We start from the raw sequence: 24252 nt of genomic DNA, 5'->3' as shown, positions 1-24252 counted from the left end.
TGGCGACAACGATATGAGTGTTTGAAGGGCATCGGCGAAAGATCTGTCTAAGATTCCTTCCTCTTGGTGATACCACTCCAAAACCGCCCTTAAGTGTTGAACAAGAAATGCATCACATCGCCGTCCTTAACGATGTAGCCTTTACCTTCGGCTCGCATCTTGCCCGCTTCTTTCGCGCCCTGTTCCCCATTGGCGGCGATATAGTCATCATAGGCGATGGTCTCGGCGCGGATGAAGCCTTTCTCGAAATCGCCGTGGATCACGCCAGCCGCCTGTGGTGCGGCGGTGCCGGTGCGGATGGTCCAGGCGCGGGCCTCTTTCGGACCGACGGTGAAATAGGTTTCCAGTTTCAACAGGTCGTATCCGGCGCGGATCAGACGGTCGAGGCCGGGTTCTTCCAGACCCATCTCCTCAAGGAACATCTTCGCTTCTTCGTCTTCCAGCAGGCTGATCTCTTCCTCGATCTTGGCGCTGATGATGACGTGTGAATTGCCCTGCGCGGCGGCCATATCAGCCACGCGGGCCGAGTATTCATTGCCCTCGGCGGCTTCTTCCTCGGACACGTTGCAGACGTAAAGCACCGGCTTGGTGGTCAGCAGTTGCAGCATCTTCCATGCCTTGGCGTCTTCGTCGGACACTTCGACCAGACGAGCGGGTTTGCCGTTTTCCAGCATGGCCTGCGCTTCGGCCAGCAGGCGCTCCTGCTGCTGCGCCTCTTTGTCATTGCCTTTCAGCTTGCGCACCAGATTGGCGCGGCGCTTTTCGATGCTTTCCAGATCGGCAAGCATCAGTTCGGTCTCGATGGTTTCGGCATCGGCCACCGGATCGACGCGCCCATCCACATGGGTCACGTCGCCATCTTCGAAACAGCGCAGCACATGGGCAATCGCGTCGGTTTCGCGGATATTGGCCAGAAACTGGTTACCCAACCCTTCACCCTTGGAAGCGCCCTTCACCAGACCCGCAATATCGACAAAGGTCATCCGGGTCGGGATGACCTGTTTCGACGACGCAATCGCCGCCAGCTTGTCCAGCCGGTCGTCAGGAACGGCCACGTCTCCCACATTGGGCTCGATGGTGCAAAACGGGAAATTCGCCGCCTGCGCCGCGGCGGTCTTGGTCAGCGCATTGAACAGGGTCGACTTGCCAACATTCGGCAGACCCACGATTCCCATTTTAAAGCCCATTGCGGCCTCCTGCATAGCGGTTGCGCGCCGCTTCTAGGCAGGTCTGGGCCAATGCGCAAGTCACAGCACTGGTTTGTCGGGCCGAGTCCATTCTGCCACATCACAAAAACGGGAATGGATTGTGTTCTTGCGCGCATTGAAAACGGGCACCTACAATCATCAGTAATTAATACATGAATAAACGACGGACATAGTAGTAAAAATGAAACCCCTTCTTGTTTTGGCCTTTACGCTGGCCGCCACAGGTGCAGCACAGGCACAATCGGTTATTTTTGGCGCAGGTTACGCGGATTACTCGGCGGGTGGTGCCGATGATCAGGCGGTCTTCTCTCTGGAATACCAGCACCGCCCGTTTCACGAAGCGACCCGTTTCAGTGCAACCCTGGGGGCCGCGCTGACGGTCGACACCGATGGCGACACCCATCTGGGCGCCGGTCTGGTCGGGCTTTATACGCTTGGAGATCGCTGGTTTGTCGAAGGCAGCGTCATGCCGGGATATTTCAACGAGTCCAACACCGAGAACGATCTGGGCGGCAGCTTTCAGATCCGCAGTCTTCTTGGGCTTGGATACACGCTGGACAGCGGCAACAAGGTATCGGTGGCGATCACGCATATCTCGAACGCCAGCACACAGGACGACAATCCGGGCGTGAACTCGGTCTTTCTTCGATATCACTACGCGTTCTGATCAAGCGGGATTGATTTTCGGGTAAAGTTTCTGCACATCAGGTCGAGATTTCGTGTGCAAGGACATCTGATGACCCGTATCGACGCCAAATTCGCCGCTTTGAAAGCCCAAGGGAAGAAGGCCTTTGTCTCTTATATCATGGCGGGCGATCCCGACTATGAAACCTCACTTGAGGTGGTCAAGGGCCTGCCCGGCGCCGGAGTTGACGTGATCGAGCTAGGCCTGCCCTTCACCGATCCGATGGCAGATGGCCCGACCATTCAGGCGGCGGGTCAACGCGCGCTGGATGGTGGTATGACGCTGCAACGCACGCTGGATCTGGCGCGGGCGTTTCGTGAAACCGATGACACCACCCCGATCGTCCTGATGGGCTACTACAACCCGATTTACAGCCGTGGCGTCGATGCCTTTTTGGAAGACGCCAAAGCAGCGGGTATAGACGGGCTGATTGTGGTCGACCTGCCGCCCGAGGAAGATGAAGAACTGTGCCTGCCGGCGCAGGCCGCGGGTCTGAACTTCATTCGGTTGGCGACACCAACCACCGACGATAACCGCCTGCCGCGCGTTCTGCAGAACACGTCGGGCTTCGTCTACTACGTCTCGATCACCGGTATCACCGGCGCTGCCGAGGCCGAGGCGACCGATGTCGCGCCCGAGGTTTCGCGGATCAAGGCCGGGACCGATCTGCCGGTTATCGTGGGATTTGGCATCAACACGCCCGAAAAGTCGCGCGCGATTGCCAGCGTCGCCGATGGCGCGGTGGTCGGATCCGCCATTGTCAGCCAGATCGCAGCCGGGAAATCGGTGACTGAGGTACTGGAATTCGTCAAATCTCTGGCCGACGGCGCGCATTCGGTCTAATCATCTCTTTGAAATAAAAGAATGTTTCTCAGGCCCCAGCGGACATCATGTCTGCTGGGGCTTTTTTGTCTTTGACCGTGGCCAACAGCGCGGCAACCAACCGCATCCAAGCCATGTTGCACGGGGCAGCAAAAATTGGTAAAGAAACTTAACCAATCCTGCAAAGGCCAGATTTCATGCCCGTGATTACGAATATCGAAGATCTCAAACGTATCTACGAACGTCGCGTCCCCCGCATGTTCTATGACTATGCTGAAAGCGGCAGTTGGACCGAGCAGACCTTCCGCGAAAACAGCTCGGATTTCGAAGACATTCGGCTGCGGCAACGGGTAGCGGTGGATATGACCGGGCGCTCGACCGCTTCGCAGATGATCGGACAGGACGTCTCGATGCCCGTTGCGCTGGCTCCGGTGGGTCTGACGGGAATGCAGCACGCCGATGGTGAGATCAAGGCAGCCAAAGCCGCCGAAGCATTTGGCGTGCCCTTCACACTGTCCACCATGTCGATCAATTCGATTGAGGATGTCGCTGAAAACACCACCGCACCGTTCTGGTTCCAGCTTTATACAATGAAGGATCAGGACTATGTCGGTCGGCTCATCCAGCGGGCGAAAGATGCGAAATGCTCGGCTCTGGTGATCACGCTTGATCTGCAAATTCTGGGCCAGCGGCACAAGGACCTGAAGAACGGCCTGTCGGCCCCGCCAAAGCTGACCCCCAAGACAATCGCCAACCTCATGACCAAGTGGGCCTGGGGTATTGAAATGCTCGGCGCCAAGCGGCGGGAGTTCGGTAATATTGTAGGTCATGTCGACAGTATCACTGACACCAGATCACTGGGCACCTGGACGGCCGAGCAATTCGATCCAAGCCTGGACTGGGGCAAGGTCGAAAAGCTGATGGAGCAATGGGGCGGCAAAGTGATCCTCAAAGGTATCCTGGATGCCGAAGACGCAAAAATGGCAGCAAAACTGGGCGCCGATGCAATCGTGGTCTCGAATCACGGCGGGCGACAGTTGGACGGCGCGCTGAGCTCGATCCGGGTCCTGCCCGAGATCATGGACGCGGTTGGTGGTGACGTTGAGGTCCATCTGGACAGCGGCATTCGATCCGGACAAGACGTGTTGAAAGCGCTGGCGCTCGGGGCCAAGGGCACCTTCATTGGCCGCGCCTTTGTCTATGGTCTGGGCGCGATGGGCCAGAAAGGCGTGACCGCGGCGCTGGAAGTGATCCAGAAAGAGCTTGATACAACGATGGCACTCTGCGGAGAACGCAACGTGTCTGATCTGGGGCGTCACAATCTGCTGATCCCCGAGGATTTTGGCGGCCGCTGGCAGACCTGAACATCAGCCAGACGCCAGGTTGAGGGCGCTGCCCCCGCCGCCCTTCGGGCGACTTCCCCGAGATATTTTTAGCCAGATGAAGCAAGGGATCCGGCCTTCATCTGGCCACATATATCCCGGAGCGCGGGGCAGAGCCTCGCAAAAATCCAGTTCCCTCAAAAAGCCCTTTCCAAACTGGGTGAATCAAGCTAAGGACGCGGCTTCACGCGGGCATACAGCCTTGGAGGATGCCCGCCCTAACTTTGGAGAATTTATCATGGCTGGAGAGATTCCTGATCTCGTAGCTCTGGAACGGACGGGGACAGGCAAGGGCGCCGCTCGTCAGGCACGCCGCGACGGCATGGTTCCGGGCATTGTATTTGGTGGCGACAAAGAGCCGCTGCCGATCAACATCCCGTTCAACAAACTGTTCAAGATGCTGAAAGCGGGTCGCTTCAAGTCGACTCTGTTCAACCTGCAAGTCGAAGGCCACGAAGACGTCCGCGTCATCTGCCGTGACGTTCAGCGTGACGTCGTCAAAGACCTGCCGACCCACCTGGACCTGATGCGCCTGCGCCGCACCACGAAAATCAACCTGTTCATTCCTGTTGAGTTCGTGAACGAAGAAGCAGCCCCCGGCATCAAGAAAGGCGGCGTTCTGACCGTTGTCCGCCCCGAAGTCGAGCTGGTCTGCACCGCGGGTGACATTCCTGAGAAGATCACCGTTGATCTGACCGGTCTGAACATCAACGACGTGGTCACCATTTCGTCGGTTGATCTGCCCGCAGGCACCAAGCCGACCATCGATCGTGACTTCGTGATCGCGAACATCTCGGCACCGACCGGCCTGTCGTCCAGCGACGACGAGGAAGGCGAAGAAGTGGCTGCCGATGAAGTTGAAGTCGTTGGTCAGGACGACGCCGAAGAATAAGTCCGGGTTACATCCGGATGCTGAAACGGGGCTCTGTCAGAGCCCCGTTTTTTTGTGTGCAGGTTGGGCTGGAAACCCGGCGTCAATTCGTGTCATCACCGCATCAGGTAGGGCAGTTGAGGACAAAGCCATGAAACTGTTTGTCGGCCTGGGCAATCCGGGACAGAAATATGCCCGCAACCGGCACAATATCGGCTTTATGGCACTCGATCAGATTGCCATGGACCATGGATTTGGCCCCTGGAAGTCCAAGTTTCAGGCCGAACTGTCCGAAGGTCGCCTCGGATCCGAGAAAGTGCTGTTGCTGAAGCCGCAGACCTTCATGAACCGCTCAGGCCAGTCGGTGGGCGAAGCGATGCGCTTTTACAAGCTCGACTCAACGGATGTGACCGTATTTCATGATGAGCTTGACCTGGCCCCGGGCAAGGTTCGCGTAAAAGCCGGGGGTGGCCACGCAGGCCACAACGGGCTGCGCTCGATCCATGAACATATCAGCCCTGCCTATGACCGCGTTCGCCTGGGGATCGGGCATCCGGGCCGGAAAGAAATGGTCTCACCCTATGTGCTGAGCGATTTTGCCAAGGCTGACGCAGAATGGCTTGAGGACGTTCTGCGAGGTGTCTCGGACGGTGCAAGCCATCTGGCGGCAGACGAAGGCGGCAAATTCATGAACGCGGTGGCGCTGAGAACGGCTCCACCACGGTCGTCGAAGACCCCGGCCAAGGCAGACCCGACCCCAAAGCCTGAGGCCAAAACCGAGTCGGCCCCGGATGAACGTTCACCGATGCAGAAGCTTCTGGACAAGTTCAGATAAGGCGTGCCGCGACGTTGCGATTGCGTGACGCAAATGGCCAATGTCCAATGCGGAGATCAACAGGAGGCATCGTATGAGAACTGTGCTGAAATGGCTGCTGCGTATCGTCCTCGCCCTGATCCTGGCTGCGGTCGTTGTCGGGATCTGGAAACGTGAGGAAATTCAACGCCTGATGGCGGTCAACACGCTGTTTTCGGAAAACAGGATCGTCCACAACTTCTCAAACATGAACGAGGCCTTCCTGACCGTCGATTTGCCGCGTGGCAACGGCCCGACCTGGGACCTGCCCTACGGTCCCGGCTTTGACCTGCCCGAAGGCGCGGATCAGTGGATTGAGGACCGCGCCGTGACCTCTCTGCTGGTGATGCAGGATGGTGCGATCCGGTTCGAGGAGTACTACCTGGGTACCGGTCCCGAGGACCGCAGAATCGCGTGGTCGGTTGCAAAAAGCTATTTGTCGGCCCTGTTTGGTATCCTGATGGACGAGGGTGCGATCAACTCGCTGGATGATCCGGTTGTGCAATATGCGCCCGAACTGAAGGGCAGTGCCTATGAAACCGCGACGCTCCGCAACGTGTTGAACATGACCAGCGGCGTCACCTTCGACGAAGACTATCTGGATTACAATTCAGACATCAACCGGATGGGCCGCGTTGTGGCGCTGGGGGGTGAGTTGGATGACTTCGCCGCCTCATTGCAGGACAGCTTCGCGCCACCGGGCGAGACCTGGAAATATGTCTCGATTGATACCCATGTCATCGGCATGGTTGTCCGGGGCGCAACCGGGCGCAGTATGGCGGACCTGCTGAGTGAGAAAATCATCCAGCCTTTGGGGTTGGAACGGGATGGCTATTACATCACCGACGGGGCGGGCGTGGCGTTTGTGTTGGGCGGGTTGAATTTCACCACCCGGGATTTCGCCCGATTCGGGCAGTTGATTTTACAGAATGGTGAACGTGACGGGCAGCAGGTGGTGCCGGCGCAGTGGATACGGGACTCTACCTGGCCAAGCGCCCCGACCAAGCCCGGCAAGATCGGGTACGGCTATCAGTGGTGGATACCCGCTGGCGCGCATGAGGGCGAGTTCATGGCGCGTGGCTTTTATGGCCAGTATCTCTATTTCGACCAGCCGCGCGGCGTGTTGATCGTTACAACCGGTGCCGACCGCAACTTTCGGGATGATGGCGTCAGCGCGCTGAATGTCGAAATGTTCCGCAAGATTGCGCAAAGCCTGTAAGGTGGCCTTATGCAGAAACAAGACAGTATCAACGTTCTGGGTGGCGTTCTGGCCCCTTGCTCTCGCAACCCGTTGACCGGGTTCTTTCGTGACGGCGCCTGTAACACATGCCCCGAGGATCAGGGCAGCCATACGGTCTGCGCAGTGATGACGGCCGAGTTTCTGGCCTATTCCAAATATGTCGGCAATGACCTCAGCACGCCGAGGCCCGAATTCGATTTCCCCGGCCTCAAACCCGGAGACAGTTGGTGTCTTTGTGCGGGCCGTTTTCTTCAGGCTTACGACGAAGGCTGCGCCCCGATGGTGCATCTTGAGGCAACACACCAAAGTGCTTTGGACATCGTCCCGCTGAAAGTTTTGAAAGCCAAACGGGTCGAAGGCTAAATCGCTCTTGCGCGATACCCTCGGGACGTGCGCGATGGTGGCCCTGTGGGAAAGCTGTGTTCGGCCAACAATTCCCAGCCCGAACACGCCAGCATGTCCGCGACATCCTCTGGCCGATAAGTTCGATGCCGCCACTGAAACCAGATGATTGCATTGCACCAGTGCGGTTTGCTCACGACCAGCCACAATGACGCGCCTTTGGCGGCCAGATCACGCATCCGGCGCAGGGCTTCGACCGGAGAAGGGCAATGCTCCAATACATGTGCTGCCAGGATGCAATCAAAGGGGTGCGTTGTGTTGAAATCTTCCAGCCGAGATTTCTCTGTCGCTGCAGCTATACCACGTCCGGCCAAAGCAGTTTTGGCTTGATGCAGCATTTTCTCTGACGGTTCCAGCAACGTGACCGAACCGTCTGCCTGAACCACTGCCCGCGCCTCGGCAAAGGCACCTGACCCACAGCCAACGTCCAGAGCATTATGCCCATAACACGCAGGTTCAGTCGAAAGGAAGCCAAGGTAAGCGTCGAAATACCCAAGCAACCGCATCTTATCAGCCCATCCGGGCGCAGCGGCGTCGTACTTCTGGTCGAGCCGATCGGGCTTGACCGAATGTGTCGGGTTACGCATGGGCGCAACCTGACACAAATCAAACGGGCCGCATAGACCCGGGGTTAGTCGGCCGAGCGGCCCTCGGTATCCGACATGTCGAAGTTCAGGTACTTCGCGACGGTCTGCACGTCTTTGTCTCCGCGTCCGCACATATTCATGCAGATCAGGTGATCCTTGGGCAGTTCAGGCGCAATCTTCATCACATGAGCCAGCGCGTGGCAGGGTTCGAGTGCGGGGATGATGCCTTCGGTGGAGCAACACAGCTGGAACGCCTCAAGCGCCTCTTTGTCGGTGATCGAGACATAGTTGGCGCGGCCAATGTCGTGCAGCCAGGAATGCTCGGGCCCGATGCCCGGATAATCCAGACCAGCCGAGATCGAATAGCCTTCGAGGATTTGCCCGTCATCATCCTGAAGCAGATAGGTGCGGTTGCCATGCAGCACGCCCGGACGCCCCCCGGTCAGCGAGGCGCAGTGCTCCATCTTCTCGTTCACACCTTTGCCCCCGGCCTCAACGCCGATGATGTTGACGGATTTGTCGTCGAGGAACGGATAGAACAGGCCCATGGCGTTCGAACCACCGCCAATGGCGGCGATGATGGTGTCGGGCAGACGGCCTTCGGCCTTCATCATCTGTTCCTTGGCTTCCTTGCCGATGATCGACTGGAAATCGCGGACCATCGCCGGGTACGGGTGCGGACCTGCGACGGTGCCGATGCAGTAGAACGTGTCGCGTACATTGGTCACCCAATCGCGCAGCGCGTCGTTCATCGCGTCCTTCAGCGTTCCACGGCCCGAGGTTACCGGAATCACTTCTGCCCCCAGCAGGCGCATGCGGAACACGTTCGGCGCCTGGCGCTGTACGTCATGCGCGCCCATGTAAACGATGCACTTCAGGCCAAACTTGGCGCATACAGTAGCGGTGGCCACACCGTGCTGCCCTGCCCCGGTTTCCGCGATGATCCGGGTCTTGCCCATGCGCCGCGCCAGAATGATCTGGCCCAGCACGTTGTTGATCTTGTGCGCGCCAGTGTGGTTCAGCTCATCACGCTTGAGGTAAATCTTGGCCCCGCCCAGATGCTCGGTCAGGCGTTCAGCGAAATACAGCGGCGAGGGACGGCCCACATAGTTCGCCCACAGATCGTCCATCTCGGCCCAGAAGGTGGGGTCATCCTTGGCTTTGTCATATTCTTCTTCCAGCGACAGGATCAGCGGCATCAGCGTTTCGCTGACAAAGCGCCCGCCGAAGATGCCAAAACGGCCCTGCTCGTCCGGGCCGGACATGAAGGAATTGAAAAGATCGTTGGCCATGGAAGTCTCCCTCGTCGTACCTGACGTTCATAGGAGGTAGGCGCGGGATTTGCCATCGCAAATCGTAATCGCGCGCAGCGGCAATGAGATCAGCTGGCGGCCTTGATGAAAGCGCGGATCAGACCCGCGTCCTTGACGCCCGGCGCGCTTTCGACACCGGATGAGACATCGACCTGCTGTGCCCCGGTCATACGGATGGCTTCGCCCACGTTCTCGGGGTTCAACCCACCAGCCAGCATCCAGGGCTTGCGCCAGTATTTGCGACCCGCCAGCAGACGCCAATCGAATGACAAACCATTTCCGCCCGGCAAGTCCGCGTCGCGCGGCGGTTTGGCGTCGATCAACAGCTGATCGGCCACATCCGAATAGAGATCGATGGCAGCCAGATCTTCGGCCTCGGCCACGCCGATCGCCTTCATCACCGGCAGACCGAATCTATCACGTACCTGCTGCACGCGCTCGGGGCTTTCCTTGCCGTGCAGTTGCAACATATCCAGCGGCACGGTTGACAGGAATTGATCAAGCTCTTCATCGGTCGCATTCACAGTCAGCGCGACTTTGGCAATGCCCGCAGGCACCTGACTTGCCAAAGCAGCAGCAGCGTCCGGGTCAAGATGTCGAGGCGATTTGGGGAAAAACACGAACCCGACATAGCCCGCCCCCGCCTCGGCAGCGGCGCGCACCTGTTCAGGGGCGGTCAGGCCGCAGATTTTGACACGAATATCAGTGGGCATGACGGGGCCTCAGCTTGCCTCATCCAGCAGAGCGAGGACATCGTCCTGACCTTCGTTCTGCTTCTTCTTGAGCTTCTTGACCTCGCGCTCAAGCTTGCGCACTTCGCCTGTCTTAACGGTCGCGTCCTTACGGTGCTTATGTTCGCGCAGCCATTCCCAAAGGAAGCCGATAACCAGACCGGCGACGACACCACCCAGCACCACCAGAAACAGCGGCAGCGACGTAGTCAGGTTGAACCCCAGCAGTTCGGACAGGGCGTCCGGCATCAGTTTCAGTTCAACGATCTGTCGGTTGGCCAGCGAAACCGAGACCAGAATGATCCCCAGAGCGGCCAGAAAAGCATAACGAATGTAGCGCATCATGGCTTAGGCTTTACCGTTCAAACGGTCCCTTAGCAACTTGCCCGTCTTGAAAAACGGAACACATTTTTCTTCGACCTGCACGGTCTCGCCCGTGCGGGGGTTGCGGCCCACGCGAGCATCGCGTTTTTTCACGGAAAATGCGCCGAAACCGCGCAGTTCCACACGGTCACCACGGGCCATGGCATCTGTCACTTCCTCAAATACGGTATTCACGATCCGCTCGACGTCGCGTTGATAGAGATGTGGGTTCTCGTCGGCAATTTTTTGGATCAGTTCTGAACGGATCATACGCAATACCCTCCCAGGCGGACGATGTGACAGGCCTATTATTCTGACAGTATAGGAAAAAACCCGGATCGGGGGAACGGATACTCTGCGGGCAAAGGCCGCATTTTGCCGTAATCTCACGCGAATTTTTACCCGTAAGCCGGATTTCCACACTTCATGCGCGAACGATAGCCAAATTAAGCCAACTATTTGGAAGATGTTGATTCGCAACAAAAACGGCCCCGCACCAGTGGTGCGAGGCCGAAAATCATGTTTGGGATGCGCCCCGGACTTAGTCGCCCGACTTCAGCGCGGCACCCAGAATGTCGCCCAGCGATGCGCCCGAGTCGGAAGAACCGTACTGTTCCACAGCCTCTTTCTCTTCGGCGATCTCGCGTGCCTTGATCGACAGCCCCAGGCGGCGGGTCTTGCTGTCGACGTTGGTGACGCGGACGTCGACCTTGTCACCGGTCGAGAAACGCTCGGGGCGCTGCTCGGCACGGTCACGCGACAGGTCGGAACGACGGATGAACGACTTCATGCCTTCGTATTCCACCTCGATGCCGCCATCTTCGATAGCGGTCACTTCGACGGTGATGACCGAACCACGCTTCACGCCGCCCACGGCTTCGGCGAACTTGTCACCGCCCAGGGCTTTGATCGACAGCGAGATACGCTCTTTTTCCACGTCAACTTCCGAGACAACCGCCTGAACGACGTCGCCTTTGCGGTAGTTCTGGATCGCATCTTCGCCACGCTCGTCCCACGACAGGTCGGACAGGTGAACCATGCCGTCGATGTCGCCTTCGAGACCAATGAACAGACCGAATTCGGTGATGTTCTTGACTTCGCCTTCGACCTCGGTGCCCTCTGGGTGCGTTTCTGCAAACACTTCCCACGGGTTGCGCATGGTCTGCTTCAGGCCCAGAGACACGCGACGCTTGGCGCCGTCGATTTCCAGAACCATGACGTCGACTTCCTGGCTGGTCGAAACGATCTTGCCGGGGTGGACGTTTTTCTTGGTCCAGGACATCTCGGACACGTGCACCAGACCTTCGACACCGGCTTCCAGCTCGACGAACGCGCCGTAATCGGTGATGTTGGTGACGCGACCCTGATGGACCGAGCCCAGCGGGTATTTCGCAGCAACCAGATCCCACGGATCTTCCTGCAGCTGCTTCATGCCCAGGCTGATGCGGTGGGTCTCTTTGTTGATCTTGATGACCTGAACCTTGATGGTTTCGCCGATCGTCAGGATCTCGGACGGGTGGTTCACACGGCGCCATGCCATGTCGGTGACGTGCAGCAGGCCGTCAACGCCGCCCAGGTCAACGAATGCACCGTATTCGGTGATGTTCTTGACAACACCCTCGACGGTCTGACCTTCGGACAGGTTGCCGATGACTTCGGCACGCTGTTCGGCACGCGATTCTTCCAGGATTGCGCGACGCGATACAACGATGTTGCCACGGCGGCGGTCCATTTTCAGAATCTGGAACGGCTGCTTCAGACCCATCAGCGGGCCAGCGTCGCGCACGGGGCGAACGTCAACCTGCGAACCGGGCAGGAACGCAACTGCGCCACCCAGATCGACGGTGAAGCCACCTTTGACGCGGCCAAAGATTGCACCTTCGACGCGCTGGTCGTCGGCATATGCTTTTTCCAGACGGTCCCATGCCTCTTCACGGCGGGCCATCTCGCGCGAGATGACGGCTTCGCCACGGGCGTTTTCTGCGGCGCGCAGGTAAACTTCGACCTCGTCACCAACAGCGATTTCAGGGGCTTCGCCGGGATTTGCGAATTCTTTCAGATCAACGCGGCCTTCCATTTTGTAGCCTACGTCGATGATGGCCTGACCGGCTTCGATCGCCAGAATCTTGCCTTTGACAACAGAACCCTCTTCGGGTGTGTCCATTTCGAAGCTTTCATTCAGGAGGGCTTCGAATTCCTCCATGGATGCGTTAGCCATGTGGCGTTGTTTTCCTTTACATACGTTTTTGCTGGCCGAGCGGTTGTCTCCGCCGGTCTTGTTTCATGATGTCGTCGGACGTGACCCGGTGCGCCCCTGAGCAAACAAACACAAAGGGCCGAGGTGACCCGGCCCTGCTCAGAAACGTCATCCGGGCGTTGACCGCCCTTGTATCGACAGCGCGCGTATAGGCGGATTTGGCCGTCAGTGCAAGGGCAAAGCCCATATTTCCAAGGCCTGGCCGGATATCGCCAATGGAACGCGATTGCCTATCGCCGATCCGGACCATGAAGGATCAGGGACCTACAGCTGTGTTTCCCGGACAAACCGGGAAACACAGACGCTAGAACAGTTGCAGATCCTTCTTGCCGCTTTGGATTTCGGCAAAGTTCGGCATGTTCTGAACCACCACAGGCGCTGGTGTTGCACCCGGCATTGCCACTGTGGGTTTCGCCGCCGCCTTGGCAAAGGCCGGGCGCTCTAACTCTCCCCGGATATCGCGCAGCAGGGTTTTGTGGTCCGGCATGGTTTTCAGAATTTGCGCAAGGTCCATCTTTGCGCCTTTCCACCACTGGAACCAGATCGGTTTCTTCAACGGGCGCAGCCGGTCGCGAATACCGGTTCCAAAGCCTGTGTCATAGACCTGTTTGCCCAAAAGAACTGTTTGATAAACGCGGAAATTGAACAGCGTTGCAAACTCTATATCGTGCTCAATCGGCAGACGATGCTGCCAAAGCTCCAGGTTTTCGGCCAGACGATCCGGTATCTTCATCTCGGTGCGCGCGTCGATCCAGTACTGATCGTCGGTGCGGTTGCCCAAACGATAGTGCAGACAGATGAAGTCCAGAACTTCATTGTAAAGATTGTCCATTTGCCGGTTATATCTGTCCCGCAAAGCAGGCTCGATATCCCGCGTCGGCAGATGCTCGGCGAACCAGCGTATGGCGTGATCGATCATGTGGATCGCGGTACTTTCAAGAGGCTCGATAAATCCGCCGGACAGACCGATCGCCACACAATTCTTGACCCAGGCGTTGCGCACGCGCCCGACGCGCATCGGGATCACGCGCGGCGTCAGGCCCTTGCCACTGTCGCCCAACCATTCAAGATATTCGTCCGCCGCCTGATCATCCGTCCGATGCGCGGATGAATAGACGTAACCCGTTCCCACACGATTGTAGAGCGGCACCCGCCACGTCCAACCCGCACCCAGCGCGGTAGACCGCGTGACGCTTTCGATCTTTTCAGGGTCAGGATGTTCGACCTGCAACGCCATGGCGCGGTCATTGGGCAGATAATCCGAATAATCCAGAAATGGCTCGCCCAGGGCCTGATTGATGATCAACCCGCGGAACCCGGTACAATCCACGACCATCTCGATGTCATGACGACCTTTGCGTTCCAGCATCAGATGGCTGACATTGCCCTGCTCGTCCAGTTCAACCGATTGCACCTCGTCCTGGATATGCTCCACACCGCGTTTGGTGCAGACCTTGGTCAGCATGCCCGCAAATTTCACGGCATCCAGATGATAGGCATAGCCAAACCTCTGCTCGAATTCTGGCGCTCCTAATGGCCGCGCGCCTTTGCACAGCCGTGCCAGATCATCGTGGGGCGAGATCGATTGCGTAAAATCGCGGTCGCCGTTGCCAAAGCGCAGGAAGTATTCGGCCGACTCCAGCCCTTCCAGCAACTGACCGTGGGCGAAGGGGTTCACATAGTCGATGCGATTACCCTTGGCGTCGTTGTTCCAATTGCAGAACTTGACCCCCAGTTTGAACGACGCATTGGTTTCGCGGAAAAAGTCGCGCTCGGATATTCCGGCCTGACGCAGCGTGACCGGCATACGCGGCACCGTCGCCTCGCCCACACCGACGGTTGAAATATTGGGGCTTTCGATCAGACAGATGCGCGGTCGATCCTTGGGCGCCGACGTGCGGGAAAGCACCATCTCAAGGATCAGCGCAGTCATCCACCCCGCCGTACCACCACCCACGATGGTGATCTTACGTAAACGATTATTCATGTTGTTTCGTCCCTGTTAGCTTGTGGGATTATGTGGCCGCCTCCCCCGTTTTTCGGGTTGTAATGTGACCTTCCCATTTGGCTTGAGGGCGAGCATAGCAGCTTTCCTGTGTTCAGCTAGAGGCATTGACGCCCCATCCGACATCGGAACAAGTGCGCATTTCAGAAGAGGCTCAGATCTCCTCGCCTTTCTTCAGAAGGTCTTCGATCAATTCACGCTGCAGATCCTGGCTGTCACCCCCTCCGAATTCCGCTGCGCCCCCGGTGTAAAGAGTGCCATAGGTCTTGGCGATGTTTACCGTCTGAGCCAGGCCAGAGATCAACTGGTCCTTTTTCAACGGGGACAGCGGGTGAATGAACGCAGCCCACAGCCTGCCATTTGCAATCGCGTAACGCGCATCGAGTGTGCTGTCGAAATTCGCTTGCATCATGCGTTGCAGGTCCGCTTGTGACAAATCAGCAGCGCTGCCAATCGGGATCATCGCCCGCATCCGGTCCGCATTGGTATCGGTGACGACCAGCACCTGCAGATCGGCAACCTTCAGTTCGAACCCCGGCCCAAGCGGCTGCGCCTCGGGATCAAGGGCAAACAGGATCTTGCCCAGACGCTCATATGTCATCGGAGGTTCTGCCTCGGGCACCGGCGCTTCAGAGTCCTGAGCAGCCACGCTGCCTGCGAATAAGAACAGAAACAGAGCTAGTCGTATCATGAGCCACTCCTATGGTTGCCTGTCGCAGCTTAGGGGGCAAAACCACGGCTGGCCAAACAAAGCTATGTGAACGGTTTTTGCGAAGGCCCCGGTTGTTCGAACGAACTGCAATGTTTTGCGACCTATCTGCGATTACCCGTCCGGCAAACCTGCCCTAACCTTGTTGCATCGGCTTGGGAACGACCCGAGCCCTGATCTGAAAAGGAAAGGACTCTCACCATGAAATCGCTCGTATTCACCGCGCTTGCTGCAACTCTTGCCCTGACGGCTCCGGCCTTTGCTGCGGATGAAATCAACGTCTCCAAAGGCATTTCCGCCGCTGGTGCGCCGCTGGCTGCACATGGCGTCGATCTGGTCGCGCTTGTCACAAGCGGCAACCCGGTTGAAGGGTTCTCGAACCACTCGGCCACCTATGACGGCGCGTCTTACTATTTCACCAGCGCAGAAAACCGCGAAGCGTTCGAGGCCAATCCGGCAGCCTATCTGCCCCAGCACGGCGGCTACTGCTCATTTGGTGTATCTGTCGGCAAGAAGTTCGACGGTGACCCGGATCAATACCTGATCGCAGACGGCAAGCTGTACCTGTTCCTCAGCGCCGAGACCCGTACCGCGTTCCTGAAGGACGTCGCTGCCACCGCGAAAACCGCGGATGATCAGTGGGCCAACATCAAGAGCATCGCAGTCGGCGAACTGTAAACATGCAGGTGCCCGTGGCGTAACTACGCCGCGGGCATTTTTTGCGCGATGAGCGCCACGGCCTGTGCCAGAGCCTCATCAATGCTCAGCTCGGATGTATCCAGCAATAGGGCATCTTCGGCGGGTTTCATCGGCGCCGTGCTGCGCTCGGCATCTCGTGCATCACGCTCACGCACATCCGCCAGAACCTGTTCCGGGGTTTCGTCCGATCCCTTGGCGTTGAGTTCACGATACCGGCGTTGGGCACGCACTTCGGCGCTGGCTGTGACGAACAGTTTCACGTCGGCACCGGGGCAGATCACGGTACCAATGTCGCGCCCGTCCAGCACGGCCCCTCCGGCACGGCGGGCAAAGCTGCGCTGAAAATCGATCAGCGCTGCGCGAACCTCGGGGATCACCGCCACTTTGGATGCGGCCTGCGCAATCTCGGCCGTTCGCAGATCGCCCTGATCCAGTTCTTCCGCCGTCAGGGCACGAGCAGCTTCGATTGGATCCGTGCCTTGCAGAGTGCGCCGTCCGACTGCACGATACAAAAGCCCTGTATCCAGATGCGCAAAACCGAAATGCGCAGCCACACCTTTCGAGATGGTCCCCTTCCCCGCCGCCGCCGGGCCGTCGATTGCGACGGTGAAGCTCATGTACGTTCGACCTTTGCCCCCAACGCCGCCATCAAAGGCTCGAAGATCGGGAAAGAGGTCGAGATGGGGCCGCCGTCATCCACCGAAACCGGAGCCTTGGTCCCCATGCCCATAACCATGAAGGACATGGCAATGCGGTGATCCAGAAAGCTCTCACAGATGCCGCCGCCGGGAACATTGCCGATGCCCAGCCCTTCGACCGACCACCAGTCTTCGCCCTCATCAACGGTCACACCATTGGCGCGCAGGCCTTTGGCCATGGCGTCGATCCGGTCGCTTTCCTTCACGCGCAGCTCTTTCACGCCGCCCATCATGGTGGTGCCGGTGGCATTTGCTGCCACGACAGACAGCACCGGATATTCATCGATCATCGAGGCCGCACGTTCCGGCGGCACCTCGATCCCCTTCATGTCCGGAGAATATTTCGCCCGCAGGTCGGCAACGGGTTCGCCACCCTCTTCCCGCTCGTTTTCATAGGTCAGATCGGCACCCATCTCGCGCAGTGTGGTGAACAGGCCCGCGCGCGTCGGGTTCAGGCCGATGCCGGGGACAAGCACATCCGAGCCGGGTGTGATCAGCGCAGCGCAGACCGGAAAGGCCGCGCTGGACGGATCACGTGGCACGGCAATGACCTGCGGCTTAAGCTCGGGCCGCCCGGTCAGAGTGATAACCCGTCCCTCATCCGTGTCTTCCACCATGATCTCAGCACCGAACCCGGCCAGCATTCGTTCCGAGTGATCGCGGGTCGCTTCTTTCTCGATCACCACGGTCTTGCCGGGAGCGTTCAGCCCCGCCATCAGAACCGCAGATTTCACCTGCGCCGATGGCACCGGGACTTCGTAACGCACCGGGGTGGGGTCCGCAGCGCCGACAATTGTCATCGGCAGACGCCCGCCCGCGCGGCCCACAGATTGCGTACCAAACAACGCCAACGGGTCCGTCACACGCGCCATCGGGCGCTTGTTCAAACTGGCATCGCCCGTGAACGTCGCCGTGATCGGACAGGTTGCCATTGCGCCCATGATCAGGCGCACGCCCGTGCCCGAGTTGCCGCAATCGATGACCTGATCAGGCTCGGCAAACCCACCGACGCCCACACCATGCACCGTCCATTCACCACCGCCATGATCGGTGACCTCGGCCCCGAAGGCGCGCATGGCCTTGGCGGTGTCCAGAACGTCTTCGCCTTCCAGCAGGCCCGAGATCCGTGTCTCGCCCACGGCCATCGCGCCCAGAATCAGCGACCGGTGTGAGATCGACTTGTCGCCCGGAACCTCGGCCGTGCCGGTCAGCGGGCCGCAGGGATGCGAGGTCATCGGGATGGGCGTGCCGTGTCCGGACATGGGGGCTCCTGTTTTCGCTATCAGTTCAAGGCGGATTAGCGAATTGGGGGCCGATGGTCCAGCGGCAATCAGTCCTTGCGGCGGAAGGTCAGATAATGAGGTGTGCGACCTTCGCGCAGGGCTTTCTGTTCGTAGCGGGTGGAAATCCAGTCATCCCACGGCGCGCGCCAGTCGGCCGGACGCTCGGCCAGCCATTCGAACCCGGCACCCGGAACCTCTTCCAATGTCTGGCGGACATAATCCGGAATGTCGGTTGCAACACGGAAGATCGCGCCCGGTTTCAGGACCCGCGCCAAAGGTCCCAGATGTTCCGGCGTCACAAAACGACGCCGATGGTGCCGTTTCTTGGGCCACGGATCGGGATAGAGCAGGAAGGCCCGCGAGATACTCGCATCGGGCAGCACATCGAACAGATCACGTGCATCGCCGGGATGAACGGCGAGGTTTTCGACCCCGGCCTGACGGATCTTGCCCAATAACATGGCAACGCCGTTGATATAGGGCTCGGCCCCGATGATCCCGATGTCGGGATTGTTCGCGGCCTGATGCACCAGATGCTCACCGCCACCAAAGCCCACCTCAAGCCAGACCGGCTTGCCGCCGAAGAGTGCGTCAAGATCAAGCGGCGCGCGTTCCGGGTTGGTCTCCCAGTCCACCGCACCGGGCGACAACGCGGCGAGGTCTTCGTTCAGATAGGTCTTTTGGCTGGGCTTCAGGGTCTTTCCCTTGAAGCGGCCATAGAAGTTTCTGCGCGGGCGTTGGGGCGTCTCGGTGCTCATGGCCGTCGCCATACTGTGCAGGTCGGGACGTTGCAAGGGTACGCCTGCCTACAAATAGAAAGCGCGCCCGAATGGGCGCGCCTCATGGTTTGGTTCAAACAGTCGCTTTCAGCGCGGCAGCCAGATCGGTGCGTTCCCAGCTGAAGCCGCCATCGGCATCAGGCTCTCGCCCGAAATGGCCATATGCGGCGGTGCGCTGGTAGATCGGCTTGTTCAGTTCCAGATGCTGGCGAATGCCACGCGGGGTCAGGTCCATGACCTCGCCCACCGCCTTTTCGATGGCCGCATCCGCAATCTGTCCGGTGCCGTGCGTATCGGCATAGATCGATAGCGGCTTGGATACGCCGATGGCATAGCTCAGCTGGATCGTGCAGCGCTCTGCCATGCCAGCAGCCACCACGTTCTTGGCCAGATAGCGCGCGGCATAAGCCGCCGAGCGGTCAACCTTGGTCGGATCCTTGCCCGAGAACGCACCGCCGCCATGCGGGGCCGCGCCGCCATAGGTATCAACGATGATCTTGCGTCCGGTCAGGCCCGCATCGCCATCCGGGCCGCCGATGACGAATTTCCCGGTTGGGTTCACATGCCATTCGGTATCGGCGGTCAACCAGCCGTCGGGCAGAGTCTCGGTAATGTAGGGCTCGACAATCGCACGGATGTCGTCAGAACTAAGCACCGCGTCCAGATGCTGCGTCGACAGCACGATCGAGCTGACGCCGACCGGCTTGCCATCACGGTAAATCACCGAAAGCTGCGATTTGGCGTCAGGACCCAGCGCGGGTTCGGTACCGTTTTTGCGCACTTCAGCCAGGCGGCGCAGGATCGCGTGCGAATACTGGATCGGCGCGGGCATGAGTGCGGGTGTCTCGGTCGTGGCATAGCCGAACATGATGCCCTGATCGCCTGCGCCTTCGTCCTTGTTGTCCGACGCGTCCACACCCTGCGCGATATGAGCGGATTGTTCGTGCAGCAGGTTGGTCACCTCGACGGTTTCGTGGTGAAACTTGTCCTGCTCGTATCCGATATCCTTGATACAGGCGCGCGCGATGTCGTCGATATGCGCCATGTAATCATGGAGCTTTTCCTGATCCGACAGGCCAACCTCGCCACCGATGACAACCCGGTCGGTCGTGGCAAAGGTCTCACACGCGACGCGGGCTTCGGGTTCTTCGCGCAGGAATGCGTCAAGTACGGCGTCCGAGATACGGTCACAGACCTTATCCGGGTGCCCTTCGGAAACGGATTCCGAAGTGAATGTGTAGTTCTGTCGGGACATGAATGCGCTCCATTAAGATTTCCCCGTCACGCCAGGAAGCCGTTGTGACGGGCGACCGACCGAATACGCCCGCTGTCAGGCAGGGTCAATGTGTATTTGGTCGCGGCCAGTTCGAGTGTGGTGCCAGAGCAGCGCAAACAGAACCAGCAACGCCAGAAAAACCGGAAAATCGCCAATCCGGGAATAAACCGTCGCACCCAGAGGCATGGGCAGTTCAGCGTCGACATACCCGGCTTGCCCCAACGGCAAAGACGCGGTGATCCGCCCCAACGGATCAATCATCGCCGACACGCCGGTATTGGCGGCGCGCATCATGGGCAGGCCCTGCTCGATGGCGCGCATCTGTGCTTGGGCCAGATGCTGATACGGGCCGGACCAGGTGCCGAACCATGCGTCATTGGTGATCTGAAGTAGAAAATCCGCGCGCTCCGGAGCCGACAGAACGTCCTGCGTGAACACCGCTTCATAGCAGATCAGCGGCAGCGCCTTGCCAAGCGGACCAGCCTCCATCACTGCCGCCCCCGGCCCGGCACTAAAACCACTGCCCGCAGTCGACGCCATTCCGTTGATTCCGAAACGTGCCATCAGATTGCCGAACGGGACATATTCACCAAACGGCGCGAGATGGTGTTTGTCATAGAGCCCCTTCTGTTCACCCTGATCGTTCAGGTAAATCATCGAATTGTAGATTTGCAGACCCTCGGCCCTCTGGATACCCAGAAAAACCGGAGTGCCCTGTGCGGCTTCCGCGATGGCCGACAGATAGGGTTCCGCGCTCTGCAGCCAGGCCGGGACCGAGGTTTCGGGCCAGACGATCAGGTCGGGTCTGGGCTGTGCCACGGTGAACTCAAGCTGCCGCGCGAAGAACAGCGGCGTATAGGCCGGGTCCCATTTCTGGTGCTGCGGCGCGTTTGGCTGTACCAACCGCACAATATGGCCGGATTGCTCGACCGAAGGCCGCGTGCCGGCATATCCGATGGCCAACAGTGCCGCCGCAACCGAAATCGCCAGCGGCATCGCAATCGCGCGCAGCGCGCGATCGCTGAACAGCCCGGCCCCCAAGGGAAGCGTCGTCAGCAGCGTCAACGCGCCAACCCCATAAGGCCCCACGAGCGAAAGCAACTGGGCAACCGGAGTATCCACCCAAACCTGAGCAAATCCCGCCCATGGAAACCCGGTCAGAAGATAGCCGCGCCCGAATTCTGCGATGGACAGCGCAAGGGCCAGTACCACGGATTGCGCGACAGGTGACCCTCCGATCCGTTTGGCGACGCCGAAGGCCAAGGCCCAGAACAACGCCAACCCGCCAGACATGAAGATCAGCGCGAACGGCGCCATCCAGGCATGACGTTGGGCATCGACCAGAAACGGTTCGACAATCCAGCTGAGCGCGTGGGCAAAATACCCGGTCGCGAACGCCCATCCCAACGCGGCAGCGCGCCTCGGTGTCTCGCAGGTCAGATAAAGGGGCGCGATCAGCAGCAAAGCCGCGAGCGTGGCAAACCAATATCCCAGAGGTGCAAGGCCCGAGGCCCCAACAGCCCCCAGCCCGGCAACCAGCGCACATCGCAACCACATGGGCCACAGGCGTGCAGGGGTCATGCAGCGATATCCGGCAACATGACCCGCAGCCGCTTTATGCGGCGCGGATCAGCGTCGATCACCTCGAACTCGGCACCTTCGGGATGGCAGACGACCTCGCCACGCGCGGGCACCCGGCCCGAGAGCATGAAGACCAGACCGCCCAGCGTTTCGATCTCTTCCTCATCCACATCCTCGTGGCTGGTCAGAGAGCGTCCAATCTCGGCCTCGAAATCCTCAAGCGGGACACGCGCCTGCACGACATAACAGCCGGGCTTTTCCTGAACCCAGAGCTGATCTTCGTCGGCGTCATGTTCATCGGCGATCTCACCCACGACCTGTTCGATCAGGTCTTCAATGGTCAGCAGCCCGTCAACACCGCCATATTCGTCGATCACCAGCGCCATGTGGCGGCGTTCGGTCTGCATCTTGGTCAGAAGCACTCCGATCGGCATGGACGGGGGCACAAACAGCAACGTCCTCAGCATCGACGTCAGGTCGAACTCGGCCGAGTTGCCATTGAACCCGTGGGTCAGCGCAAAATCCTTAAGGTGGACAAACCCCAGCGGCGTGTCGAGCGTGCCCTCATATACAGGGATTCGCGACAATCCGCTTTCGCGGAAAATCTGCGCCAGTTCATCCTTCTGGGTTGTCGAAGGAACCGAGGTAATTTCGGCCGTCGGGATCGCGACATCTTCGACCCGCATCCGGCGCAGGTTGATCATGCCACGTGGCTGCGGGGTGCTGATCTCGGCCCCGTTCACCTGATCGGTGTCGTCTTCCTGAGAAGAGAACGCGTCGAAGATACGCGAGAAGAACCCGCCTTTTTCGTCGCTGTCATTGCTGCTGTTCCGGGAATGCGCGCCGTGCGCCGCCCTAGAACTGCCGTCTGTATCGCCCATTATCCTGTTCCAAATGATCGGGCAAAGCTGCCCCTGTCATGCATTATATGGGTTATCTATACCCAGTTTGCCAAGTATCTCGACCTCGACCCCCTCCATCAAAGTGGCGTCGGGGTCACGAATGTGATCGTAGCCCAGCAGATGTAATGTTCCGTGAACGATCAGATGGGTCACGTGATCGTCCATGGCTATGCCCGCCTCGACGGCCTCGCGCGCGCAGGTTTCATAAGAAATCGCGATATCGCCCAGCGCGATCTCACCTGTAAAATCCGGTTGCGGCGTCAACGGCTTGTCCCCCGCCTCATCGGCGGCAAGATCCTCGGCGGGCCAGCTCAGCACATTGGTTGGCGTGGGCTTTTCCCGAAACTCGGCGTTCAGTCCCGAGATTCGCTGGTCATCACATCCCAGCACGCTGACCTCGCACATTTCGGCATCCAGATCGCAATGATCCATTACAGCCGCGATTGCACGCGCCGCCAGAGGTTCAAGACCGTGCCAACGGTCGTCTTCAAGAGTGACTTCCAGATTCATACCAGTGATCCCGGGCCCGAACATCGTCAGGCCCGTGGGAGATTACCCGGTTTCGCGGCCTGCGTCGGCCTCATACGCTTCGATGATGGCGGCGACAAGCGGGTGGCGCACGACATCTTTTGAGGTGAAATAGTTGAAGCTGATATTCGGGATCGTTTTCAACAGCCGCTCGGCATCCGCCAGACCCGACTGTACCCCGCGCGGCAGATCGACCTGAGACCGGTCGCCGGTGATCACCATCCGGCTGCCCTCGCCCAGACGGGTCAGGAACATCTTCATCTGCATGGTCGTGGCGTTCTGCGCCTCGTCCAGCACCACAAAAGCGTTCGCCAACGTGCGCCCGCGCATGAAGGCAAGCGGCGCAATCTCGATCCGTTTTTCTTCGATCAGCTTGGCCAGTTGCTTGCCGGGCAGGAAATCGTTCAGCGCATCGTAAAGCGGCTGCATATAGGGATCGACCTTGTCCTTCATGTCACCCGGCAGATAGCCCAGCTTTTCCCCCGCCTCGACGGCCGGACGGCTGAGAATGATCCGGTCCACATGACCACCGATAAACATTGAGACACCAACTGCGACGGCCAGATAGGTCTTACCGGTCCCTGCGGGGCCAATCCCAAAGGCCAGTTCATTGCCGAACAACGACTGAACATAGGCTTTCTGGGCGTCGGTGCGCGGTTCTACCAGTTTCTTGCGGGTCTTGATCTCGACCGTGCCGCCCTTGAACATCTCAAGCTGGTCACCATCCCGCGTGCCGGTATCGGCCTCAGAATTTCCCATGCGAAGTTCACGGTCGACATCTGCAGCTTCTACGTCGCGCCCGCCTTCGAGGCGGGTGTAGAGCGATTGTAAAACCTCGATCGCCTGCTTTTGCGAATCTTCATCGCCCAGAACGACCAACTGATTGCCGCGCCGCACAATCTGTACCGAGAGCTTTTGTTCGATATCTGTCAGGTTGCGGTCATATTCACCGCAAAGATCAATCAGCAATCTGTTGTCTGGAAATTCAACAAGCGCCTCACGCTGGGGCATGTCATCTTGCGGTGGGGTCAGGGCACCGATGGCCAATCCGTTCTCCTGTCTTGGCGTTTCACCCTGA

General features: G+C 59.1%; 25 protein-coding genes and 1 riboswitch. Of the genes, 8 read left to right on the top strand and 17 right to left on the bottom strand.

Translation table 11 applies throughout. The annotated features are described in order from the left end of the window. Positions 1-89: 89 nt before the first annotated feature. On the bottom strand, positions 90-1187 hold the full coding sequence (ychF, locus tag ACR0K9_RS00530; RefSeq protein WP_480819908.1) for a redox-regulated ATPase YchF: 1098 nt from the start codon (positions 1185-1187) through the stop codon (positions 90-92). Positions 1188-1389: 202 nt separating this feature from the next. Here ychF and ACR0K9_RS00525 point away from each other — a divergent pair, with 202 nt between their 5' ends. The 7 genes from ACR0K9_RS00525 (at position 1390) to ACR0K9_RS00495 (ending at position 7424) form a co-directional block, all read left to right on the top strand. After that, positions 1390-1875, top strand: coding sequence for an acyloxyacyl hydrolase (locus tag ACR0K9_RS00525; protein WP_480819906.1), 486 nt, complete (start codon positions 1390-1392; stop codon positions 1873-1875). 69 nt (positions 1876-1944) lie between these two features. Further along, complete coding sequence (gene trpA, locus ACR0K9_RS00520; RefSeq protein WP_480819904.1) at positions 1945-2736, top strand: tryptophan synthase subunit alpha; 792 nt, start codon at positions 1945-1947, stop codon at positions 2734-2736. Between the two features lie 176 nt (positions 2737-2912). Beyond that, the gene (locus tag ACR0K9_RS00515; RefSeq protein ID WP_480533903.1) at positions 2913-4079 is read left to right on the top strand and encodes an alpha-hydroxy acid oxidase; all 1167 of its coding nucleotides are present in this window, start codon (positions 2913-2915) and stop codon (positions 4077-4079) included. 256 nt (positions 4080-4335) lie between these two features. Further along, entirely contained in the window at positions 4336-4989 is a 654-nt protein-coding gene (locus ACR0K9_RS00510) for a 50S ribosomal protein L25/general stress protein Ctc (RefSeq protein WP_480819902.1), read from the top strand. 130 nt (positions 4990-5119) lie between these two features. After that, on the top strand, positions 5120-5803 hold the full coding sequence (gene pth / locus ACR0K9_RS00505; protein WP_480819900.1) for an aminoacyl-tRNA hydrolase: 684 nt from the start codon (positions 5120-5122) through the stop codon (positions 5801-5803). Positions 5804-5876: 73 nt separating this feature from the next. Beyond that, positions 5877-7040: a serine hydrolase domain-containing protein gene (locus ACR0K9_RS00500; protein ID WP_480819898.1), complete on the top strand. Its 1164-nt coding sequence runs from the start codon at positions 5877-5879 to the stop codon at positions 7038-7040. Positions 7041-7049: 9 nt separating this feature from the next. After that, positions 7050-7424 carry a DUF2237 family protein gene (locus tag ACR0K9_RS00495; RefSeq protein ID WP_480533911.1) on the top strand — a complete coding sequence of 125 codons (375 nt, stop codon included), beginning with the start codon at positions 7050-7052 and terminating at the stop codon, positions 7422-7424. On the opposite strand, the gene ACR0K9_RS00490 is transcribed toward ACR0K9_RS00495, so the two are convergent. The 8 genes from ACR0K9_RS00490 to ACR0K9_RS00455 form a co-directional block, all read right to left on the bottom strand. After that, positions 7421-8050, bottom strand: coding sequence for a class I SAM-dependent methyltransferase (locus ACR0K9_RS00490; RefSeq protein WP_480819896.1), 630 nt, complete (start codon positions 8048-8050; stop codon positions 7421-7423). The two genes, ACR0K9_RS00495 and ACR0K9_RS00490, sit on opposite strands and share 4 nt — an antisense overlap. Before the next feature lie 44 nt (positions 8051-8094). Next, entirely contained in the window at positions 8095-9342 is a 1248-nt protein-coding gene (gene trpB / locus ACR0K9_RS00485) for a tryptophan synthase subunit beta (RefSeq protein ID WP_480819894.1), read from the bottom strand. An 89-nt stretch (positions 9343-9431) separates the two neighbouring features. Beyond that, a complete protein-coding gene (locus tag ACR0K9_RS00480; RefSeq protein WP_480819892.1) occupies positions 9432-10076 on the bottom strand; it encodes a phosphoribosylanthranilate isomerase in 645 nt (214 codons plus the stop codon). Positions 10077-10085: 9 nt separating this feature from the next. Next, complete coding sequence (locus tag ACR0K9_RS00475) at positions 10086-10436, bottom strand: LapA family protein (RefSeq protein ID WP_480471878.1); 351 nt, start codon at positions 10434-10436, stop codon at positions 10086-10088. Between the two features lie 6 nt (positions 10437-10442). Next, positions 10443-10727 carry an integration host factor subunit beta gene (gene ihfB, locus ACR0K9_RS00470; RefSeq protein ID WP_050603110.1) on the bottom strand — a complete coding sequence of 95 codons (285 nt, stop codon included), beginning with the start codon at positions 10725-10727 and terminating at the stop codon, positions 10443-10445. A 271-nt stretch (positions 10728-10998) separates the two neighbouring features. Then, on the bottom strand, positions 10999-12675 hold the full coding sequence (gene rpsA, locus ACR0K9_RS00465) for a 30S ribosomal protein S1 (protein ID WP_480533919.1): 1677 nt from the start codon (positions 12673-12675) through the stop codon (positions 10999-11001). A 343-nt stretch (positions 12676-13018) separates the two neighbouring features. Beyond that, positions 13019-14701 (bottom strand): tryptophan halogenase family protein, encoded by a 1683-nt coding sequence (locus ACR0K9_RS00460; protein ID WP_480819890.1) that lies wholly within the window; start codon positions 14699-14701, stop codon positions 13019-13021. A 172-nt stretch (positions 14702-14873) separates the two neighbouring features. Then, positions 14874-15410, bottom strand: a complete 537-nt coding sequence (locus tag ACR0K9_RS00455) for a hypothetical protein (RefSeq protein ID WP_480819888.1) — start codon at positions 15408-15410, stop codon at positions 14874-14876. Positions 15411-15629: 219 nt separating this feature from the next. Here ACR0K9_RS00455 and ACR0K9_RS00450 point away from each other — a divergent pair, with 219 nt between their 5' ends. Next, positions 15630-16106, top strand: a complete 477-nt coding sequence (locus ACR0K9_RS00450; protein ID WP_480533925.1) for a YHS domain-containing (seleno)protein — start codon at positions 15630-15632, stop codon at positions 16104-16106. Positions 16107-16129: 23 nt separating this feature from the next. Here the strand turns inward: ACR0K9_RS00450 and cmk are convergent, their stop codons facing one another. From cmk to ACR0K9_RS00410, 8 genes are all read right to left on the bottom strand, one after another. After that, positions 16130-16744 carry a (d)CMP kinase gene (gene cmk / locus ACR0K9_RS00445; RefSeq protein WP_480819886.1) on the bottom strand — a complete coding sequence of 205 codons (615 nt, stop codon included), beginning with the start codon at positions 16742-16744 and terminating at the stop codon, positions 16130-16132. After that, positions 16741-18087, bottom strand: coding sequence for a 3-phosphoshikimate 1-carboxyvinyltransferase (gene aroA, locus ACR0K9_RS00440; protein ID WP_480819884.1), 1347 nt, complete (start codon positions 18085-18087; stop codon positions 16741-16743). Before aroA ends, cmk begins: the two co-directional genes overlap by 4 nt. Positions 18088-18155: 68 nt before the next feature. Then, positions 18156-18866 carry a tRNA (guanine(46)-N(7))-methyltransferase TrmB gene (gene trmB, locus ACR0K9_RS00435; protein ID WP_480819882.1) on the bottom strand — a complete coding sequence of 237 codons (711 nt, stop codon included), beginning with the start codon at positions 18864-18866 and terminating at the stop codon, positions 18156-18158. A gap of 94 nt (positions 18867-18960) precedes the next feature. Next, positions 18961-20142 (bottom strand): methionine adenosyltransferase, encoded by a 1182-nt coding sequence (gene metK / locus ACR0K9_RS00430; protein ID WP_480819880.1) that lies wholly within the window; start codon positions 20140-20142, stop codon positions 18961-18963. A 5-nt stretch (positions 20143-20147) separates the two neighbouring features. After that, a riboswitch (SAM-SAH riboswitch) is annotated at positions 20148-20196 on the bottom strand. 21 nt (positions 20197-20217) lie between these two features. Beyond that, the gene (gene lnt / locus ACR0K9_RS00425) at positions 20218-21744 is read right to left on the bottom strand and encodes an apolipoprotein N-acyltransferase (RefSeq protein WP_480819878.1); all 1527 of its coding nucleotides are present in this window, start codon (positions 21742-21744) and stop codon (positions 20218-20220) included. Next, positions 21741-22625, bottom strand: coding sequence for a hemolysin family protein (locus tag ACR0K9_RS00420; RefSeq protein ID WP_480533937.1), 885 nt, complete (start codon positions 22623-22625; stop codon positions 21741-21743). Before ACR0K9_RS00420 ends, lnt begins: the two co-directional genes overlap by 4 nt. Before the next feature lie 36 nt (positions 22626-22661). After that, positions 22662-23156 carry an rRNA maturation RNase YbeY gene (gene ybeY, locus ACR0K9_RS00415; RefSeq protein WP_480819876.1) on the bottom strand — a complete coding sequence of 165 codons (495 nt, stop codon included), beginning with the start codon at positions 23154-23156 and terminating at the stop codon, positions 22662-22664. Between the two features lie 42 nt (positions 23157-23198). Continuing rightward, positions 23199-24221 (bottom strand): PhoH family protein, encoded by a 1023-nt coding sequence (locus tag ACR0K9_RS00410; protein ID WP_480533941.1) that lies wholly within the window; start codon positions 24219-24221, stop codon positions 23199-23201. Between the last annotated feature and the right edge of the window lie 31 nt (positions 24222-24252).

The sequence above is a fragment of the Ruegeria sp. L12 genome (assembly GCF_056531745.1).
This window is presented reverse-complemented; position numbering and strand designations above follow the sequence as displayed.

Excerpts from the sequence above, each read along its gene's own strand:
- ychF (WP_480819908.1), bottom strand. The coding sequence starts at position 1,187 with ATGGGCTTTAAAATGGGAATCGTGGGTCTGCCGAATGTTGGCAAGTCG.
- ACR0K9_RS00525 (WP_480819906.1), top strand. The coding sequence starts at position 1,390 with ATGAAACCCCTTCTTGTTTTGGCCTTTACGCTGGCCGCCACAGGTGCA.
- trpA (WP_480819904.1), top strand. The coding sequence starts at position 1,945 with ATGACCCGTATCGACGCCAAATTCGCCGCTTTGAAAGCCCAAGGGAAG.
- ACR0K9_RS00515 (WP_480533903.1), top strand. The coding sequence starts at position 2,913 with ATGCCCGTGATTACGAATATCGAAGATCTCAAACGTATCTACGAACGT.
- ACR0K9_RS00510 (WP_480819902.1), top strand. The coding sequence starts at position 4,336 with ATGGCTGGAGAGATTCCTGATCTCGTAGCTCTGGAACGGACGGGGACA.
- pth (WP_480819900.1), top strand. The coding sequence starts at position 5,120 with ATGAAACTGTTTGTCGGCCTGGGCAATCCGGGACAGAAATATGCCCGC.
- ACR0K9_RS00500 (WP_480819898.1), top strand. The coding sequence starts at position 5,877 with ATGAGAACTGTGCTGAAATGGCTGCTGCGTATCGTCCTCGCCCTGATC.
- ACR0K9_RS00495 (WP_480533911.1), top strand. The coding sequence starts at position 7,050 with ATGCAGAAACAAGACAGTATCAACGTTCTGGGTGGCGTTCTGGCCCCT.
- ACR0K9_RS00490 (WP_480819896.1), bottom strand. The coding sequence starts at position 8,050 with ATGCGTAACCCGACACATTCGGTCAAGCCCGATCGGCTCGACCAGAAG.
- trpB (WP_480819894.1), bottom strand. The coding sequence starts at position 9,342 with ATGGCCAACGATCTTTTCAATTCCTTCATGTCCGGCCCGGACGAGCAG.
- ACR0K9_RS00480 (WP_480819892.1), bottom strand. The coding sequence starts at position 10,076 with ATGCCCACTGATATTCGTGTCAAAATCTGCGGCCTGACCGCCCCTGAA.
- ACR0K9_RS00475 (WP_480471878.1), bottom strand. The coding sequence starts at position 10,436 with ATGCGCTACATTCGTTATGCTTTTCTGGCCGCTCTGGGGATCATTCTG.
- ihfB (WP_050603110.1), bottom strand. The coding sequence starts at position 10,727 with ATGATCCGTTCAGAACTGATCCAAAAAATTGCCGACGAGAACCCACAT.
- rpsA (WP_480533919.1), bottom strand. The coding sequence starts at position 12,675 with ATGGCTAACGCATCCATGGAGGAATTCGAAGCCCTCCTGAATGAAAGC.
- ACR0K9_RS00460 (WP_480819890.1), bottom strand. The coding sequence starts at position 14,701 with ATGAATAATCGTTTACGTAAGATCACCATCGTGGGTGGTGGTACGGCG.
- ACR0K9_RS00455 (WP_480819888.1), bottom strand. The coding sequence starts at position 15,410 with ATGATACGACTAGCTCTGTTTCTGTTCTTATTCGCAGGCAGCGTGGCT.
- ACR0K9_RS00450 (WP_480533925.1), top strand. The coding sequence starts at position 15,630 with ATGAAATCGCTCGTATTCACCGCGCTTGCTGCAACTCTTGCCCTGACG.
- cmk (WP_480819886.1), bottom strand. The coding sequence starts at position 16,744 with ATGAGCTTCACCGTCGCAATCGACGGCCCGGCGGCGGCGGGGAAGGGG.
- aroA (WP_480819884.1), bottom strand. The coding sequence starts at position 18,087 with ATGTCCGGACACGGCACGCCCATCCCGATGACCTCGCATCCCTGCGGC.
- trmB (WP_480819882.1), bottom strand. The coding sequence starts at position 18,866 with ATGAGCACCGAGACGCCCCAACGCCCGCGCAGAAACTTCTATGGCCGC.
- metK (WP_480819880.1), bottom strand. The coding sequence starts at position 20,142 with ATGTCCCGACAGAACTACACATTCACTTCGGAATCCGTTTCCGAAGGG.
- lnt (WP_480819878.1), bottom strand. The coding sequence starts at position 21,744 with ATGACCCCTGCACGCCTGTGGCCCATGTGGTTGCGATGTGCGCTGGTT.
- ACR0K9_RS00420 (WP_480533937.1), bottom strand. The coding sequence starts at position 22,625 with ATGGGCGATACAGACGGCAGTTCTAGGGCGGCGCACGGCGCGCATTCC.
- ybeY (WP_480819876.1), bottom strand. The coding sequence starts at position 23,156 with ATGAATCTGGAAGTCACTCTTGAAGACGACCGTTGGCACGGTCTTGAA.